Annotated in this window: 17 protein-coding genes; 8 read left to right on the forward strand and 9 right to left on the reverse strand. The window is 70.0% G+C overall.

The genetic code is table 11. From position 1 onward, the window contains the following. Positions 1–1,509, reverse strand: a complete 1,509-nt coding sequence (locus ACE3TL_RS00285; RefSeq protein WP_374576658.1) for a wax ester/triacylglycerol synthase family O-acyltransferase — start codon at positions 1,507–1,509, stop codon at positions 1–3. Between the two features lie 285 nt (positions 1,510–1,794). Here ACE3TL_RS00285 and ACE3TL_RS00290 point away from each other — a divergent pair, with 285 nt between their 5' ends. The 5 genes from ACE3TL_RS00290 to ACE3TL_RS00310 all read left to right on the forward strand — a co-directional run bounded on the left by ACE3TL_RS00290 (position 1,795) and on the right by ACE3TL_RS00310 (position 5,150). Beyond that, on the forward strand, positions 1,795–2,550 hold the full coding sequence (locus ACE3TL_RS00290; protein WP_374576659.1) for an SDR family NAD(P)-dependent oxidoreductase: 756 nt from the start codon (positions 1,795–1,797) through the stop codon (positions 2,548–2,550). A 149-nt stretch (positions 2,551–2,699) separates the two neighbouring features. Further along, the gene (locus ACE3TL_RS00295) at positions 2,700–3,074 is read left to right on the forward strand and encodes a hypothetical protein (RefSeq protein WP_374576660.1); all 375 of its coding nucleotides are present in this window, start codon (positions 2,700–2,702) and stop codon (positions 3,072–3,074) included. Beyond that, positions 3,071–4,150 (forward strand): alpha/beta fold hydrolase, encoded by a 1,080-nt coding sequence (locus tag ACE3TL_RS00300; protein WP_374576661.1) that lies wholly within the window; start codon positions 3,071–3,073, stop codon positions 4,148–4,150. The genes ACE3TL_RS00295 and ACE3TL_RS00300 overlap by 4 nt, the downstream gene beginning before the upstream one ends. Beyond that, positions 4,147–4,740, forward strand: a complete 594-nt coding sequence (locus tag ACE3TL_RS00305) for an N-acetyltransferase family protein (RefSeq protein WP_374576662.1) — start codon at positions 4,147–4,149, stop codon at positions 4,738–4,740. The genes ACE3TL_RS00300 and ACE3TL_RS00305 overlap by 4 nt, the downstream gene beginning before the upstream one ends. Positions 4,741–4,760: 20 nt before the next feature. After that, on the forward strand, positions 4,761–5,150 hold the full coding sequence (locus tag ACE3TL_RS00310; protein WP_374576663.1) for a phasin family protein: 390 nt from the start codon (positions 4,761–4,763) through the stop codon (positions 5,148–5,150). Positions 5,151–5,216: 66 nt separating this feature from the next. Here ACE3TL_RS00310 and ACE3TL_RS00315 read toward each other — a convergent pair whose 3' ends face one another. Beyond that, positions 5,217–5,966, reverse strand: coding sequence for a hypothetical protein (locus ACE3TL_RS00315; protein ID WP_374576664.1), 750 nt, complete (start codon positions 5,964–5,966; stop codon positions 5,217–5,219). A gap of 243 nt (positions 5,967–6,209) precedes the next feature. Between ACE3TL_RS00315 and ACE3TL_RS00320 the strand changes: the two genes are divergently transcribed. Beyond that, complete coding sequence (locus ACE3TL_RS00320) at positions 6,210–7,205, forward strand: NAD(P)H-dependent flavin oxidoreductase (protein ID WP_374576665.1); 996 nt, start codon at positions 6,210–6,212, stop codon at positions 7,203–7,205. A 161-nt stretch (positions 7,206–7,366) separates the two neighbouring features. Here ACE3TL_RS00320 and ACE3TL_RS00325 read toward each other — a convergent pair whose 3' ends face one another. Next, on the reverse strand, positions 7,367–9,631 hold the full coding sequence (locus ACE3TL_RS00325; protein WP_374576666.1) for an NADP-dependent malic enzyme: 2,265 nt from the start codon (positions 9,629–9,631) through the stop codon (positions 7,367–7,369). 224 nt (positions 9,632–9,855) lie between these two features. Between ACE3TL_RS00325 and ACE3TL_RS00330 the strand changes: the two genes are divergently transcribed. Then, on the forward strand, positions 9,856–10,197 hold the full coding sequence (locus ACE3TL_RS00330; RefSeq protein ID WP_374576668.1) for a PilZ domain-containing protein: 342 nt from the start codon (positions 9,856–9,858) through the stop codon (positions 10,195–10,197). A gap of 6 nt (positions 10,198–10,203) precedes the next feature. On the opposite strand, the gene ACE3TL_RS00335 is transcribed toward ACE3TL_RS00330, so the two are convergent. The 3 genes from ACE3TL_RS00335 to ACE3TL_RS00345 all read right to left on the reverse strand — a co-directional run bounded on the left by ACE3TL_RS00335 (position 10,204) and on the right by ACE3TL_RS00345 (position 13,690). Then, on the reverse strand, positions 10,204–10,404 hold the full coding sequence (locus ACE3TL_RS00335; RefSeq protein WP_374535096.1) for a hypothetical protein: 201 nt from the start codon (positions 10,402–10,404) through the stop codon (positions 10,204–10,206). A 98-nt stretch (positions 10,405–10,502) separates the two neighbouring features. Then, on the reverse strand, positions 10,503–13,022 hold the full coding sequence (locus ACE3TL_RS00340; RefSeq protein WP_374576669.1) for an ABC transporter permease: 2,520 nt from the start codon (positions 13,020–13,022) through the stop codon (positions 10,503–10,505). Then, a complete protein-coding gene (locus ACE3TL_RS00345; protein ID WP_374576670.1) occupies positions 13,022–13,690 on the reverse strand; it encodes an ABC transporter ATP-binding protein in 669 nt (222 codons plus the stop codon). The genes ACE3TL_RS00340 and ACE3TL_RS00345 overlap by 1 nt, the downstream gene beginning before the upstream one ends. Positions 13,691–13,760: 70 nt before the next feature. Between ACE3TL_RS00345 and ACE3TL_RS00350 the strand changes: the two genes are divergently transcribed. Then, the gene (locus ACE3TL_RS00350; RefSeq protein WP_374576671.1) at positions 13,761–14,384 is read left to right on the forward strand and encodes an arylesterase; all 624 of its coding nucleotides are present in this window, start codon (positions 13,761–13,763) and stop codon (positions 14,382–14,384) included. Here the strand turns inward: ACE3TL_RS00350 and ACE3TL_RS00355 are convergent. From ACE3TL_RS00355 to ACE3TL_RS00365, 3 genes are read right to left on the reverse strand one after another with little or no spacing between them, the layout of a single operon-like run. Further along, entirely contained in the window at positions 14,381–15,202 is an 822-nt protein-coding gene (locus ACE3TL_RS00355) for a GIN domain-containing protein (protein ID WP_374576672.1), read from the reverse strand. The genes ACE3TL_RS00350 and ACE3TL_RS00355 overlap by 4 nt on opposite strands. A 16-nt stretch (positions 15,203–15,218) precedes the next feature. Then, entirely contained in the window at positions 15,219–15,794 is a 576-nt protein-coding gene (locus tag ACE3TL_RS00360; RefSeq protein WP_374576673.1) for a DUF1700 domain-containing protein, read from the reverse strand. Continuing rightward, the gene (locus tag ACE3TL_RS00365) at positions 15,794–16,117 is read right to left on the reverse strand and encodes a PadR family transcriptional regulator (RefSeq protein ID WP_374576674.1); all 324 of its coding nucleotides are present in this window, start codon (positions 16,115–16,117) and stop codon (positions 15,794–15,796) included. Before ACE3TL_RS00365 ends, ACE3TL_RS00360 begins: the two co-directional genes overlap by 1 nt. Positions 16,118–16,253 lie beyond the last annotated feature (136 nt).

Raw genomic sequence — 16,253 nt, forward strand, 5'->3', positions numbered from 1 at the left:
CTAGGCCGACGCGGAGACCGCCCCGTCGCCCGAGGCGGGCGGGCGGCGGTTCGCGGCCGCGACGATGGCGGCCGATGGAGCCGGGGCGACGGGCTCGACCGAAGGAAGCGTCTCGATCTCGCGCAGGGCGGCCAGGGCGCGCTCGATCAATTCGTGCGCCTCCTCGGCCGAGAGGGCGCGGCGGCAGGCGGTGAGGCCCAGCTCCAGCCGGCCGGCGTAGCTCTGCACGGTGATGTTCAGCGCATTGCCGTGATAGGGGATCGAGACCGGGAAGTAGTGAACCATCTCCGCCCCGGCGACATAGAGCTTGGCCGGCGGCCCCGGGACGTTGGAGATCAGCACGTTGCCGGACGGCGGCAACTGGCTGGCGATGCCCGAGCGGCCGATGAAGCTGGCCATGCCGCTCATCAGCCAGGGCGCGCCCAGCATGGGCACGTCGACGCCCAGGACGGGCTTGAGCTCGCGCACCACCGCCTTGCCCGCCTCCGACGAGGCGTGGATGGCCTTGAACCGCTCGGGCAGGTCCTTGATGTCGGTGGCCAGGTCGACGCGGATCATCGTCACCTGGTTGTTCATGGAATCGTCGTCGGCCGCACGCAGGCTGACCGGCACCAGGGCGATCACCGACTCCTTGGGCAGGACGTCGCGGTCGGCGAGAAAGCCGCGGACGGCGCTGCTGCACATCGCCATGACGATGGTGTTGATGGTGCCGCCCACCCGCTTGCCCAGCGCCTTCACCTCGTCCATCGGCAGGGAGAGGGTGGCGAAGGTGCGTTGATTGGTGATCGCGCAGTTGAAGATGGTGCGCGGTGCGGCCCCGACCGGCAGCGGACGCCCGCCATCGGGGCGGTAGTTCTTGGCCATGACGGTGGCGCTGGCCGACAGCGCCTTGGCCGCGGTCGGCAGGAGGTCGCCCAGCTTGCGGTACTGAGCCGCCGAATTGGCCACCGCCGCCTGCAGCAGTTCGCTGACCCCGAGCTGATAGCCGTGCCCCGTCCGGCGGCGGCGCGGCGGCGGCGTCTCGCGGATTTCCGGCGTGGCGTCGTAGAGCACCTTGGCCAGCTCGGCCCCGGCCTTCCCGTCGACGCCGCTGTGGTGGATCTTGGTGTAGAAGGCGATCCGGCCGTCCTCCAGCCCCTCGACCACGTACATTTCCCAGAGTGGCCGGCTGCGGTCGAGCAGGCTGGAGTGCAGCCGTGCGATCAGTTGCTCGACCTGGGCCATGCTGCCCGGCTTGCGCAGGGTCAGGCTGCGGACGTGGTAGTCGAGGTCGATGTCGTCGTCGTCGATCCAGACCGGCTCGGCCAGGTCGAAGGGCATGGTCGCCAATTTGCGCGTCAGGGCGCGGGAGAGATGGACCCGCCGGCCCACCATGTCCTTCAGTTCGTCATAGAAATCGCCCGCATAGCCTTCGGGCAATTCCAGCAGCATCAGGCTGCCGACATGCATCGGGGTTTCGGGCGTTTCGAGGTGCAGGAACGAGGCGTCGAGGCTGCTCAGGTGTTCCACTTGCGGATCCTCCCCACTCTTTTGATTTCCGAGGATGCGCCTGGCGGGCTCCGCGGTGTTTTCTTGGCCAAGAGCTTGGCGCTTCACAAGAAAGCCGTCAAACACGCGCGGCTGAGACGGCGAATTGTCCGGATATTCCGCAATATCGGCCGCGCACGATCTGCGCGGGGATCGCTCATTTTTTAGTGAGCGGCGCCCCGCCGCGGGGCCGATGGGGGCTTGCAGGAGCCGCCGCCTCTGGCCTGATGTGCGCCTGGGCGGCGATCGCGCCGCGGGGAGAACCTCATGACCTTGACGACAGACTTGACCGGCCGCGTGGCGCTGGTCACCGGCGCCTCCAGCGGCTTCGGCCATCGTTTCGCACGGGTGCTGGCCGCATCCGGCGCCGAGGTGATCGTGGCCGCGCGCCGGGCCTCGGCGCTGGAGGAGCTGGTCGCCGAGATCACCGCGGCGGGCGGCAAGGCCCGCGCCGCACCGCTGGACGTCACCGACCCGGCGGCGATCGCCGAGACGATCTCGGCCCTGCCGGCGCTGGACATCGTGGTCAACAATGCGGGCGTGGCCGGCGAGAGCATCGCCATCGACTGCGAGGCGGACGAATGGCGCTGGACCTACGACGTCAATGTCCATGGCGTGTTCTTCGTGGCCCGCCAGGCGGCGCTGAAGATGCGCGAGCAGGGCCGCGGCGGCAGCATCGTCAACATCGCCTCGATCACCGCCTTCCGGCCGGGCGGCGGGGCGGCGGCCTATTCGTCGTCCAAGGCTGCGGTCGCCCACATGACCCGGGCGCTGGCCATGGAGTGGGCGCGGTACGGCATTCGGGTCAACGCGCTGGCGCCCGGCTATTTCGAGACCGATCTCAACCGCGATTTCCTGAAGTCCGACTTCGGGCAGAAGATGATGAAGCGCGTGCCTCAGCGGCGGTTCGGCGAGGCCCACGAGCTGGACGGGCCGCTGCTGCTGCTGGCCTCGGACGCCTCGTCCTACATGACCGGCAGCATCATCACCGTCGATGGAGGGCATCTGGTCAGCGCGCTCTGACCGACGGGCCTGCTGGCCGCGGCTCCTCGCGCGGCGCGAATTGTCTTCTCTAATCCCTTACATTGCAAGGGCTTGACGGGAGGGCCGCGCCGCCGCCACGCTTCGCCTATTGGAGCGGCCCGCTGAGAGGTCGCCCGGGAGGTGCGCCGATGACTCGGCCGACGGACTTTTTGGACCTGTGGCGCGACGCGCTGCAGAAATGGGAGCGCCAGACCAACGAGGTGCTCAACGACGTCTCGGCCGACGAGGGCGTCAGCCGGGTGATGAACCAGTCGCTGGCGGCCATGTCGCGGCTGCAGGCGCAGCAGGGCGAGGCCATCGAACGCCTGCTGGTGCGAGCCAATCTGCCCAGCCGCGCCGACTTCCGCGTGTTGGGCGAGCGGCTGGACGGGATCGAAAGCCAGCTCGCCGAACTCAAGGGCCTCCTCCTCGGACAGGCCGCCGAGGCGCGGGGCGAACCGGCGAGCGAGGCGCCCAAGCCCGCGCGCACCCGCAAGCCGCCGCAGCCGGAGGCTCCGCGATGAGCGCCGCCGCCGCCGAGGCCCCTGACCCTCTGGATCGCATGCGCCGCGAGATCGAACGGGCGCGGGACCGCAACATCAAGGGCTGGAACTATCTGATCTCGCCGGGCGCGCGGCCGGGCGTGACGCCCAAGGACGTGGTGCTGAACCGTGGCACGCTGAGCCTCTATCACTACCGGCCGCAGGTGTCGGAGGTCTATCGCACGCCGATCCTGTTCGTGATGGCCACGACCAATCGCGCCTACATCTTCGATCTCGCCAAGGGGCAGAGCTTCGTCGAGTTCCTGCTCCAGCGCGGCTTCGACGTCTATGTCATCGACTGGAACCCGCCGCGCGAGGACGAGCGGCGGCTGCGGCTCGAAGACTATGTCCTCGACTTCATCCCGAGCTGCATCGCCGAGGTTCAGGCGCGGTCGGGCGAGGAGCAGATCAGCCTGGTCGGCTACTGCATGGGCGGGGTGCTGTCGCTGATGTATTCGGCGCTGCACGCGGACGGGCCGGTGCGCAACCTCGCCTGTTTCACCACGCCGTTCGACTGGAGCAAGTTCGGGCTGTTCAACCGCTGGGCCGACCCGCGCCACTTCGACGTGGACGGCATCGTCGACACCTTCGGCAACATGCCCGCCGACCTGATCGCCGCCTCGTTCGACATGCTGCGGCCGGTGACCAAGGCCGTGGGCCAGGTGCAGCTCTGGGACAACATGTGGAACGACGAGTTCGTGAAGTCCTATCGCGCCTTCGACCGCTGGGGCGCCGAGACCCTACCGTTGGCGGGCGAGTATTTCCGCCAGACCACCAAGGAGCTGATGTTCGCCAACAAGCTCTATACCGGCGAACTGGAGATCGACGGGCGGCGGGTCGACGTCGCCAATATCAAGGTCCCGTTCCTGCACGTCGCGGCCGAGCACGATCATATCGTGCGCACGGAGGCCTCGCGCGACCTGACGCCGCGCATCGGCTCCGAGGACAAGAAGGAGATCGTCCTGAAAGGAGGGCATGTGAGCCTCGTCGCCGGACCCAACGCCGTGCGCCGCCTATGGCCGCAACTCGACTCCTGGCTCGCCCCGAGGTCGGCATGAACGAGATCGCAAACGCACGCGCCCTGCCCCGCCAGCTCGATTGCGACGGCGAAGCGGTGACGCTTCGCCTGATGGAGGCCGCAGACGGCCCGGCGGTGCTGGCCTTCGCCGGCGCCCTGCCGGGGCACGACCTGCTGTTCCTGCGCCGCGACATCAGCCATCCCAAGGTGGTGGAAGCCTGGATCGGGGAACTGGGCTCGGGCCTGGAGACCCTGCTCGCCTGGAACGGAGACGAGGTGGCGGGATGCGCCACCATCGTGCGCGATCCGCTCTCCTGGTCGCCGCACGCCGCCGAACTGCGGATCGTGCTGTCGGAGAAGCTGCGCGGGCGCGGCCTTGGCAGCCTGCTGGCCCAGGAAGCCTTCGCCCGGGCCGTGGCCGGCGGGGCCGAAAAGCTGTTCGCCCAGATGACGGTCGACCAGAAAGGCGCGATCGCCCTGTTCGAAGGGCTGGGATTTTCGCCCGAGGCGGTCTTGCGCGACCATGTCCGCGACCGCGACGGCCGCAAACACGACCTCGTGGTGCTGAGCCACGACGTCGAGCGGGTGCGCGCACGCCACGCCGCCTTTGGACTGAACGACGCCTTCTGAGGATCAAGGAGAAAACGGCCATGGCCGAAACTGACAAGAGCGGCGCCGAGCGCTGGACCGATGGCCTCAAGGCGACCGGTGAAAAGCTGCGAAGCGCCGGCGAGCGGCTGGGCGAGAACACCCGTGCGGTCAATCTGCGGATGCTGGAACAGGCCGAGGAGAACGCCCGCGAGGCGTTCCGCGCCATGCGCGAGGCGGCCCAGGCCGGCTCGCTGAAGGACGTGGCCGAGATCCAGGCCCGCTACCTGCGCGAACAGGGCAAGCGCGGAACCGAGCAGATGCGCGAGATCGGCGAACTGATCGCCCGCTTCGGCCGCGATGCGGTCTCACCGGCCAAGGACGAGGCGAAAACCACCGCCAAGTCCGGCAAGGGAAAGAAGGACGCCTCCGAAGGATCGGCGGACGCCTGAAGCAAAGGCGGACACCTCAATCGGAAAGGCCCGGCTCTTCGCGAGCCGGGCCTTTTGCCTGTCCGATCAATTGATGCTGGGCGAGGACGGGTAGACCCCGCTGAGCCAGCTTTCGCGGCGGAACGGCTTCCACGCATCGACGGGCGTCGCCAGCCGGTCGGCCACGACATAGAGCACGGCGGGATTGACCCCCATGCCGCAATGGCTGCCGTGCACCTCGATGTTCTCGGCGCGGGCGTGAGACGGCTCGATGCAGTTCCGCCACGGCACCACGCCGTCCTCGCGGCTGTAGATCGAGGTGGTCGGCACCGGCAGCGGCTCGACGCTTTCACGCAGGCGGCGGGCCAGCGCCTCCCCGGCCAGGGCGTCGCCGGTCAGATGTTCGTAGAGCTTGGCCGGCGTCGTCGCCTGCGGGTCGCCGGTGAACGGCGAGCCGAGCGAGATCACCCGCTGGACCATGTCGGGCGCGGCGCGGGCCAGCTCGCGGGCCATGATGCCGCCGAGGCTCCAGCCGACGACGCTGACCTTCTGACCGGAGGTCTCGAAGATCATGCTCAGACGCTCGAGCAGCTTCTCGCCTTCCCATCCGATGGCCTTGGGCCCCAGGTTGCGCCCGAGCTTCCAGGCGTGGGCGTCGTAGCCCTGGCGTTCCAGATAGCCGCGCAGCAGCCGGGTCGACCGGTCGCTGGTGATGAAACCGGGCAGGACCAGGACGGGGCTGCCGTCGCCCCGAGGGGCCAGGGCCAGCAGCGGAGCGGCCAATGGAAGAGAGGCCAGCTCAAGGCTGGCGCGATGCAGCTCGGTCAGCGTCAGCAAGACGGACGGCGGCCTGATTCCGGAAGTCTGTGACGCTTGCATACACAACAGCTCCGTTTGTTTCGGGAAGCTTGACCCGTTCGCGGGACAGCGTCAACGCGCACACAAGCCGATGGTCGCAGATGAATCTGACCGAAATCTTCCCGGCCTCCCGCAATATCGGCGGCGGGCGGATGGCGCGCAGCGCCGAGCCGACCGATACTGCCGCCAGCCAGATCGAATTCGACAAGGGAAGAAACCTCCATGAAGACGCGCATCACCGAACTGCTCGGCGTCGAGCATCCGATCGTCCAGGGCGGCATGCATTTCGTCGGCCTGGCGCCGCTGGCCGGCGCGGTGTCGGAGGCCGGCGGGCTTGGGATCATCACCGCCCTGACCACCGGCTCGCCCGAGGCCCTGGCCCGCGAGATCGCCAAGTGCCGGGAAACGACCTCCAAGCCGTTCGGGGTGAACCTGACCTTCCTGCCTTCGGTCACGCCGCCGGACTATCCGGGCTATGTGCGCGCGATCATCGAAGGCGGTGTGAAGATCGTCGAGACCGCCGGCAACAACCCCTCGCAGGTGCTGCCGGTGCTGAAGGAGCATGGGGTCAAGGTGATCCACAAATGCACCTCGGTCCGCCATGCTCTGAAGGCCGAAGCCATCGGCTGCGACGCGGTCAGCGTCGACGGGTTCGAGTGCGGCGGCCATCCGGGCGAGGACGACGTGCCGAACATGATCCTGCTGCCGCGGGCGGCCGAGGAGCTGAAGATTCCGATGATCGCCTCGGGCGGCATGGCCGACGGCCGTTCGTTGGTGGCGGCCATGGCGCTGGGCGCGGACGGCGTCAACATGGGCACCCGCTTCCTGGCGACCAAGGAGGCTCCGGTCCACGACAACGTGAAGCAGGCGCTGATCGCCGCCAGCGAACTGGATACGCGCCTGGTGATGCGCCCGCTGCGCAACACCGAACGGGTGCTGACCAACCCGGCGGTGGAGCGGCTGCTGGAGACTGAACGACGGCTGGGCGCGGCGACGACCTTCGCCGACATCGCCGCCGAAGTGGCCGGAGTCTATCCGCGGGTGATGGTCGACGGCGAGGTCGAGGCCGGCGCCTGGTCGTGCGGCATGGTCGCGGGCCTGATCCACGACATCCCGACCGTGCGCGAACTGATCGAGCGGACCATGAGCCAGGCCGAGACCCTGATCCGCCGCCGGCTGGCCGGGGCGCTGGAAGGCGAAGCCCTGACGCCGGCCTGACCCGGAGACTGGACGAAGCCGCAGGCGCCGTGACGATGCTCGCCGCGGTGATGGCCCTCCCCGCTCCGCCCTTGAGCGTGATCCGTTGGATCACGCTCAAGACTCTTTGAATTTAGGGCGTTTTCTGCGCCGAACCGGCAGCCGCTTCGGCTGAAAATGCTCTAGCCTTCAACCGACTGGCTGGCGACCAGGGCGGTCATGTTGACCACGCCGCGGGCGGTGGTCGCGGGGCTGAGCACGTGCAGAGGCCGCGACAGGCCCAGCAACAGAGGCCCCACGGCGATGCCCTCGGTCACGCCGCTGACCAGGGTGAGCGCGATATTGGCCGCGTCGAGCGACGGGGCGATCAGCAGATTGGCGTCGCCGTCCAGGGGGCCGCTGGAGATATAGCGGCCGCGCACCGCCTCCGAGAGGGCCGCGTCGCCGTGCATCTCGCCGTCCACGGCCAGGCCCGGCGCCAGCTCGCGCACGATCGCCAGGGCCTGGCGCATCTTGCGCGCCGACGGCGAATTGGACGAGCCGAAGCTGGAGTGGGACAGCAGCGCCACCTTGGGCGTGACGCCGAAGCCGCGCACGGCCTCGGCCGCCAGGACGGTCGATTCGGCGATCTGTTCGGCGGTCGGATCGACGTTGACGTGGGTGTCGCAGAAGAACAGCGCGCCCTTGGGCATGATCACCCCGGAGAGGGCCGAGATGCGCGACACCCCCGGCCGGGCCGGAATGACCGGCAGCGCATAGGTGAAGTGCCGCCACCAGTCGCCGCCGCCGCCGACCAGGGCGCCGTCCACCATGCCCCGGCGCAGCAGCATGGCCGCCGTCACGGTCGGCCGGTTCACGGCCCGGCGGACGGCCGCGGCCGGCGGCACGCCGCGCCGCTCGACGATGGCGCGGTATTCGGCCGAGATCGCCTCGATGGCCGGATCGGCGTCGGGATCGAAGATCTCGATGTCGCGTCCGGGGGCCAGGCGCAGGCCCATCTCGCGCACCTTGGCCTCGATGGTCTCGCGGCGGCCGACCAGCACCGGGCGGGCTAGATTCTCGTCGACGACGGTCTGGACGGCGCGCAGGACCCGCTCGTCCTCGCCCTCGGCGTAGGCGATGCGGCGCTTGCAGTCGCGAGCCTTGGCGAAGACCGGGCGCATCAACTGGCCCGAGCGGTAGACATAGCCTTCCAGCTCGCGGTGATAGGCCTCGAAGTCGGCGATCGGACGGCGGGCGACGCCGGATTCCATCGCCGCCCTGGCCACGGCCGGCGCGATCTCCAGGATCAGGCGCGGGTCGAACGGCTTGGGGATCACGTAGTCGCGGCCGAACAGCGGGACCTGGCCGGCATAAGCGCTGGCGACCACGTCGCTGACCTCGGCGCGGGCCAGTTCGGCGATGGCCTCGGCGGCGGCCTTCTTCATCGCCTCGTTGATCTCGGTCGCGCCCACGTCGAGCGCTCCGCGGAAGATGAACGGGAAGCAGAGGACGTTGTTGACCTGGTTCGGATAGTCCGAGCGGCCGGTGGCGACGATGGCGTCGGGCCGGTTGGCCATCACCAGTTCCGGCAGGATTTCGGGCTCGGGATTGGCCAGAGCCATGATCAGCGGGCTCTTGCCCAGCAGGGGCAGCCACTCGGGCTTCAGCACCCGCGGCGCCGAGAGGCCGAGGAAGATATCCGCGCCGACCAGCACGTCGGGCAAGGTGCGCGCGTCGGTCTTGCGGGCGTAGCGCGCCAGTTCGGGCGTCAGGCCCTCGCGATCCTGGTGCACGACGCCGTTGATGTCGGTCAGGGTGATGTTGTCGGCCGGCAGGCCCATGCTGACCAGCAGGTCGACGCAGGCCAAGGCGGCCGCGCCGGCCCCCGAGGTGACCAGCTTCACCTCGGCCAGGCTCTTGCCCTGGATGGTCAGGGCATTGCGCACCGCCGCGGCGCAGACGATGGCCGTGCCGTGCTGGTCGTCATGGAAGACCGGGATGTTCATCCGCTGGCGCAGGGCGCGTTCGATGTAGAAGCACTCCGGCGCCTTGATGTCCTCGAGGTTGATCCCGCCGAAGGTCGGCTCCAGCGCGGCGACCACCTGGACGAAATGGTCGGGATCGGTGGAGGAGACCTCCAGGTCGAAGACGTCGATGCCGGCGAACTTCTTGAAGAGGACGGCCTTGCCCTCCATCACCGGCTTGGAGGCCAGCGGCCCGATGTTGCCGAGCCCGAGGACCGCCGTGCCGTCGGTGATGACCGCCACCAGGTTGCCGCGGGCGGTGACGCGCTCGGCCCAGGCCGCGTCCTCGACGATGGCCTCGCAGGCGGCGGCGACGCCGGGCGAATAGGCCAGCGCCAGGTCGCGCTGGGTGGCCATCGGCTTGGTGGGTTCGACGCTCAGCTTCCCCGGGCGGCCGATCTGGTGATAGGCGAGCGCTGCGCGCTTCAGGGAGTCATCCAAAGCCGGGTCCTTCCGTCGTCACTCTCTAGCGGGCGCGCCGTGAGGCGCAGCCTTCGATACGACGCAGGCGATCCCCGAGCCAGCCCGCAGGCGCGGAATTCCGACCGGGCGCCTCGACTTATCGCCGATCGACGCATCTTTCCCCGCCGGGCGCCGGCCTTGCGACCGCCGGCCGCACCCACGGTTAAGCCTGGAGAAAGTCTTTTCGGGGCAAGGATACGCCCGTGAGCGACACCAGCTATCTCGACCGCCGCGAACATGCGCGCGAGTCCGCCAATCTGCGGGCGCGTGTGTTCTATGGGCAAGGCATGGCGCACTGGGCCGACTGCATGATCGTCGACCTCAGCAAGGGCGGCGCGCGCCTGCAGATATCCTCGATCTATCCCCTGCCCTCGCGGTTCGTGGTGCTGCAGTTGCTGGGCGGCGTGGTCTATGACGTGCGGGTCCGCTGGCGGCGCGGCGACATGACCGGCGTGTCGTTCGACGCCCAGACCCAGATCGAGACCAGCAAGGAAGAGCGGCTGGCCATCGTCCACCAGGCCTGGAGCGCGCTGAAAGCCGCCTGAGGCGTCTCAGGCGTCCCAGGTGCGCCCGCTGTGGGCAACGTGGAAGTCGCCGCTGACCGACAGCACGATCCAGTCGCCGGAATGGGCGATCGTCCAGCCTTCCGGCGTGCAGACCTGCACGGCGCCGGCCTCGGTCATGGCGTGGGCGTCCTCGCCCAGCCAGGCCCATAGCCGGCTCCAGCTACGGGAATCGTGGGGCGGAGGCACCCGGAGCGCGGCGCCATGATCGAAAGCGGGACTGGAACGGGCGGACCTCATGGGCGCGAGTACGCCGCTGCGTCGGTCACCAGATTCTTAAAATGGGATCATTCCGTTCTGAGAGCTGCGGCGGGCCGGCGGGCCAGGGCGTGGAGCGATGCGGAGACCCCGCCGAGCCCGGCCAGCAGGGCCGCGCCGGACACCAGCAGGAAGACGCCCGACCAGTCGACCGCCCATTGCGCCTTGAAGACCTGGGTCACCACCGGCCAGGCGGCGAGCGCGCCCAGGGCGACGCCGGCGGCCCCGGCGATCAGGCCGACAGCGCCGTATTCGAGCACATAGGCCCCCAGCACCTGCCATCGGGCCGCGCCCAGCACCTTGAGGATCGAGGCCTCGCGCACCCGCGCCTGGGCCCGCGCGGCAATGGCGCCGGCCAGGACCAGCAGGCCGGCCAGGGCCGCGACCGCAGCCGCCGCCCGGATCGCGAGGGCCAGACGGTCGAACAGACCCGTCGCCGCCTCGAGTTGCTCGCGCACCGAGATGACGTTCACTTCCGGGAAGTCGGCGCCGAGCGCGCGGGTGACGCGGGCCTCCTGCTCGCGGCTGGCCTTGGCGATGGCGACGTGGCGCAGGTCTGCGCCCTCCAGGGCCGAAGGGGTCAGGATCAGCGGGAAGTTGGCGCCGAAGCCGCCCATCTCCACCTTGCGCAGCACGGCGAGCTTCGCCTCGATCTCGCGGCCGAGGACCGAGAGCATCACCGCATCCCCGACCTTCAGCCCGCCGCCGCGGGCGGCCTCGACCTCCATGGCCAGTAGCGGCGGGCCTGCGTAGTCCGCCGGCCACCAGCGCCCCTCGACGATCTGCGGGTCCTTGGGCTGGGGGCCGATGGCCGAGATCGAGATGTCGTTGTCGTAGGCCCAGCGCTCGCGCTCATCGACGGCCTTGCGGTTCACCGGCTTGCCATGGATGCGGACGATGCGACCGGTGAAGAACGGCGCGCGCAGATAGGTGTCGGCGGTGAGCGGCGTTCCGAAGGCGGCGGCGACCACACGGTCGAAGCGCGCGACCTCTCCGCCCGGAATCTCGGTGAAGACCAGAGCCGGCGCGGTTTTCGGTGCGATTTCAGCGACCTGGCGCAGAAGGCTCGACTGGATCAGCACCACGGCGGCGAGCAGGCCGACGCCAAGGCCGATGGCGGGCGCGGCCGTGCGCGCGGCCGAACGCGGACCCGCGAGATTGGCGAGGCCGATGCGCATGGCGCCGCGTGCGCGGCCACGCAGCCGGCCGGCGGCCAAGGCGGCCAGCCGGCCCATGCCCCAAAGCAGCGCGAACGAGACCGCCACGCCGCCGATCATCAGGGCCGCAGCCAGCGGCGTCGGGGCGGTGAGCACCGCCAGGGCGGCCAAGGCCAGAGCCGAAAGCGCGGCGGCGACGATTTCCAGGCTGAACCCGATCGCGCCCGAAGCCTCGCGACGGAACAGGCTGGCCGGCGGAGTGGCGCGCGCCCTGGCCAGCGGGACCAGCGAAAAGGCGGCGGCCGAGAGCAGGCCGAAGGCCGCGGCCCGCAACAGCGGCTCTGGATAGACCGCGAACAGGGCCGGGACCGGCAGGTCGTCCGGGATCAGTCCGGCCAGGACGAAGGGCGCAGCCGCGCCCAAGGCCACGCCGATCAGCACGCCGGCCAGGGCCAGGACGCCGATCTGCAGAAGATAGAGGTTGCGGATCAGGCTGCTCTGCGCGCCCAGCGCCTTGAGCACGGCGATGGACGGCTTGCGCTCCTCAAGGAAGGCGTTGACCGCGCCGAACACGCCGAGCCCGCCGGCGACCAGCGAGGCCAGGCCGATGAAACCCAGGAAATATTCGAGCTGGTCGATCAGCCAACTGACGCCGGGGGTGGCGTCGTTGCGGTCGCGCAGGCGCACGCCACGGTCCTTGATCGCCTGGCGCAGCGCCTTGCGGGCCTCGGCCGGCGAGGCCTGGTCCGGCAGCGCGATCCGCGCGGTTTCGAGGAACGGCAGGCCCGGCTGGAGGAAGCCGCCCTGCTCGACCGCCTCGCGCCGGACCATGACGCGCGGGCCCAGGGCGAAGCCGCGCGACAGCCGGTCGGGTTCCTGCACCAGTACGCCGTTGATCACGACCGGCAGCTCTCCCACCGTAATGCGGTCGCCGAGCTTGAGGCCCAGGCGATCCAGCAGCACGCGCTCGACCACCGCACCGGCCGCCCCGTCCGCGGCGGGTGTAAGCGCCCTGCGCAGCGATCCGCCTCCCTCCAGGGTGACCTCGCCGGCCAATGGATAGTCGGCGGAGACGCCGCGCAACTCGACCAGACGGCGCTCGCCCGAAGCGGCCTGGGCCATGGCGCGGGCGCTGACCACCCAGGCGACCTTGCCCGCGCGGTTCAGCGCCGCCTGCTCCTGAGGGGTGAAGCGCCGCTGCTCGACGGTGACGGCGACATCGCCGCCAAGAATCTCGCGGGCCTGGGCGGCCAGGCCATGGCGGAAGGCCTCGGCCGTCGAGCCGGCCGCGGCGATGGCGGCGACGCCCAGCGCCAGGCAGGCCAGGAATATGCGAAAGCCGCGAACCCCGGACCGCAGTTCGCGCAACGCAAAGCGCAGGGAAAGCGGCATCAGGCGCGCCCGCCGTCGAGCCGCACCTGGCGGTCGGCGCGCGCGGCCAGGGCCGGATCGTGGGTGACCAGTACCATGGCGGCCCCCTCCTCCGCCACCAGCCCGAACAGCAGGTCGGCGACCTTGGCGGCGTTGGCCGCGTCGAGATTGCCGGTGGGTTCGTCGGCGAACAGCAGCGCCGGGCGCGGGGCCAGGGCGCGGGCCAGGGCCACGCGCTGCTGCTCCCCGCCGGAAAGCTGATGCGGATAGTGGCGGGCGCGGCCGGCCAGGCCCACGCGGTCCAGCCAGGTACGCGCCACGGCCTCGGCGTCGGGCCGCCGGGCGATCTCCAGCGGCGCGGCGACGTTCTCCAGCGCGGTCATGTTGGGCAGCAGGTGAAAGGCCTGGAAGACCAGCGAGACCCGGCCGCGGCGCAGGCGGGCGCGGCCGTCTTCATCCAGGCGCGCCAGGTCCTGGCCCAGCAGTTCGACCGAGCCGCCGGTCGGCCGCTCCAGCCCGGCGGCCAGGGCGATGAGGCTGGACTTGCCCGATCCCGAGGGGCCGGTGATCGCCACCCGCTCGCGCGGCGCCACGGAAAAGCTCAGGTCCTTGAGGATATCCACCGGCCCAGCCGCCGAGGGAAGCGTCAGCGAGACGTTGCGGACGGCGAGCGGCGGAACGTCGGACAAGGGCGGTCTCCGATGGATTGAGCTTGGCGGGCTATGGCCTAGATAGGATGGCGAAATGGCCAGGACATCCATGCTTTTGCAGACGCGCAGAACCTTCCTCGCCGGCGCCCTGTCGACGGCGCCCGCGGTCGCGTTCGCGCAAGGCGCGCCGGTCGTCACCCTGCTGGGCGATTCGATCACCGCCGGCTTCGGCCTGCCAGCCAGCGCGGCGCTGCCCGCACAGCTCCAGGCGGAGCTGCGGCGGCTGGGGTCGAAGGCCGTGATCCGCGGGGCCGGGGTTTCGGGCGACACCACGGCCGGCGGCCTGGCGCGGGTGGATTTCAGCGTCCAGCGCGACACCTCGCTCTGCGTGGTCGCCCTGGGCGGCAACGACCTGCTGCAAGGGCTCGATCCCAAGCGCACCCGCGCCAATCTGGAGAAGATCGTCGCGCGGCTGAAGGCCCGGAAGATCGGCGTCGTGGTGGCCGGACTGCAACCGCCGCCGGTGATCGGCCGCGCCTACGCCCAGGAGTTCGCGGCGATCTTCCCAGCCCTGGCCAAGGCGCAGGGTGTGGCGCTCTATCCCAACCTGTTGGCCGGGGTGGCGCAGAACCCCGCCCTCAACCAGCGCGACGGCTTCCATCCCAACGCCAGGGGCGTGGCCGTCATCGCCAAGGGCCTGGCGCCGGTGCTGATCAAGGCGCTTCGGGCTTAAGCCTCATGCGGGGCCGGCGCGCGTGAGGACGCCGGCGCAGCAGCTCCGGAGGTCTTGCCGCCGTCCTCGAAGGTCACCGAGCCTGCGCCGCCGACGTCCGTCTCCAGGCGCTTGGGCCGGGTGGCCAGGCGCACGGAAGCCGAACCGGACACCTCCAGATTGGCGGCCTCGGTGGGGGCGATGGAGGCTTCGGCCGCGCCGGACAGGTCGACATCGGCGTTTTCGACCGCCAATCGGCGAAGGTCGGCCTCGCTGGAGCCGGAAAGCTCCAACTCCAGGTTCCTCACCTGCCCCTCGACCGTAACTTCCGAGGAACCGCTGGCCTCCAGGTCGAGCCGATCCTGGCGGAAGCTGCGAATGTCCAGGCGGCTGTCGCCCCCGACCTCGAAGGCGGTCACGTTGGGAGCCGTCATGGTGATGCGCAGCCGCGCGCCACCCAGGATCGGGCCGTCGAGGGAGAGCTTGCCGCCGGCCAGGGCGACGCGGTCGACCATCTCGCGCGGGCCCTTGATGACGAGCTTGGCGTCAGGGCCCTGGACATAGTCGATCACGGCCGGGAGCTCGAAGACGGCGCGGGACGACCCGTCCCAGGCCAGCTCCCTGGAGGCCTGCTCGCCGAGGTCGCTCCGACCGCCGACGCGGACGCTCGCCTGTCGGTCCCAGCGGCGGTCGTGCTCCCACGGGCCATCGTGATCGAAGATCAGCCAGCGCCAGTTGCGGGCGGCCAGTTCCGGGCCGCCGAGGGCGGCGGCCCCAGCCAGGGCGACGACGCCGGCCAGGAAACCGGCCACAGCGATAAGGACGAGAACGCGGATCATGGGTGCGGCTCCTTGTTCAGGCCTGCGCCTGGGCGGGGTCGATGGCCGGCTTCAGCAGCCGGTAGTGCAGTCGGCCGTACCAGACGAGGGCGTTGACCATGCCGACGACGACGATGGTCAGGATCGCCGCGGCCGAAGACGCCAGGGCCATCAGGCCGATCCCGGCCAGCAGGGCCGCAGCCGGGCCGCCCGGCGGGTCGAAGAACGGTCCGGCGGCGAAGACCACGCCCCCGGCCACGAACACGCCGACCGCCGCGACGATGCAGCCGAAGATCGTCCCGCCCACCGCCATCAGGATCGGCAACAGGACCAGGACATCGATGGCGCCGAGGCCAAGGACGGCGAAGATCGCCCCGGCCGCCGAGGTCGGATTGCGGGTCTCTTCCCACTTCTTGAGGCCAATCTCGGCGCGCAGCTCGCGGGCCAGGCGGGCCGGATCGCCCAGGGCGGCGGCGACCTCCTCCTCGGTACGGCCGGCGGCCGCGCCCTCCGCGAAGTGAGCCTCGTAGTCGGCCACCGCCTCGTTGATGGCGGCGGCGGGCAGGCCCGAAAGCCCCAGGCGCAGGCGGTCGATGAAGGCCTGGCGGTTCATCAGGCGTCTCCCAGGATGTTTTCGACCGCGCGGGAAAACGCAGCCCATTCGGCCTTTTGGGCGACGAAGCTCGCCTTGCCGGTCTCGGTCAGCTTGTAATATTTGCGCGGCGGCCCGGACGGGCTCTCGACCAGATAGGTCTCCACCAGGCCGTCGCTCTGCATCCGCCGCATCAGCGGATAGATGGTGCCTTCCCCCATATCGATCCCTTCAGCCAGCCGGCTCGCGATCTCGTAGGCGTAGCTGTCATGCGAGGAGAGCAAGGCGAGCACGCAGAGCTCGAGCACCCCCTTCTTCAGTTGGACTTGCACGGCTTCCGCCACGACGCGAACCTCCAGTTCCCGCTATCGACTAGCGCATGGTAGCGTGCATCACAAGGTAGCTTGCATTACATCTTAGTAAGGCTTGCGGCCTGCGGAACGGCGGCGCGTTTCCGCAAAGCCCCCCTGGGCGCCGGCG

Source organism: Phenylobacterium sp. (genome assembly GCF_041920015.1).
GTDB lineage: Bacteria > Pseudomonadota > Alphaproteobacteria > Caulobacterales > Caulobacteraceae > Phenylobacterium.

Coding starts and splice junctions, on each gene's coding strand:
- ACE3TL_RS00300 (WP_374576661.1), top strand. CDS start 3,071: ATGAGCGCCGCCGCCGCCGAGGCCCCTGACCCTCTGGATCGCATGCGC.
- ACE3TL_RS00295 (WP_374576660.1), top strand. CDS start 2,700: ATGACTCGGCCGACGGACTTTTTGGACCTGTGGCGCGACGCGCTGCAG.
- ACE3TL_RS00305 (WP_374576662.1), top strand. CDS start 4,147: ATGAACGAGATCGCAAACGCACGCGCCCTGCCCCGCCAGCTCGATTGC.
- ACE3TL_RS00360 (WP_374576673.1), bottom strand. CDS start 15,794: ATGAACCGCCAGGCCTTCATCGACCGCCTGCGCCTGGGGCTTTCGGGC.
- ACE3TL_RS00290 (WP_374576659.1), top strand. CDS start 1,795: ATGACCTTGACGACAGACTTGACCGGCCGCGTGGCGCTGGTCACCGGC.
- ACE3TL_RS00340 (WP_374576669.1), bottom strand. CDS start 13,022: ATGCCGCTTTCCCTGCGCTTTGCGTTGCGCGAACTGCGGTCCGGGGTT.
- ACE3TL_RS00350 (WP_374576671.1), top strand. CDS start 13,761: ATGCTTTTGCAGACGCGCAGAACCTTCCTCGCCGGCGCCCTGTCGACG.
- ACE3TL_RS00310 (WP_374576663.1), top strand. CDS start 4,761: ATGGCCGAAACTGACAAGAGCGGCGCCGAGCGCTGGACCGATGGCCTC.
- ACE3TL_RS00355 (WP_374576672.1), bottom strand. CDS start 15,202: ATGATCCGCGTTCTCGTCCTTATCGCTGTGGCCGGTTTCCTGGCCGGC.
- ACE3TL_RS00320 (WP_374576665.1), top strand. CDS start 6,210: ATGAAGACGCGCATCACCGAACTGCTCGGCGTCGAGCATCCGATCGTC.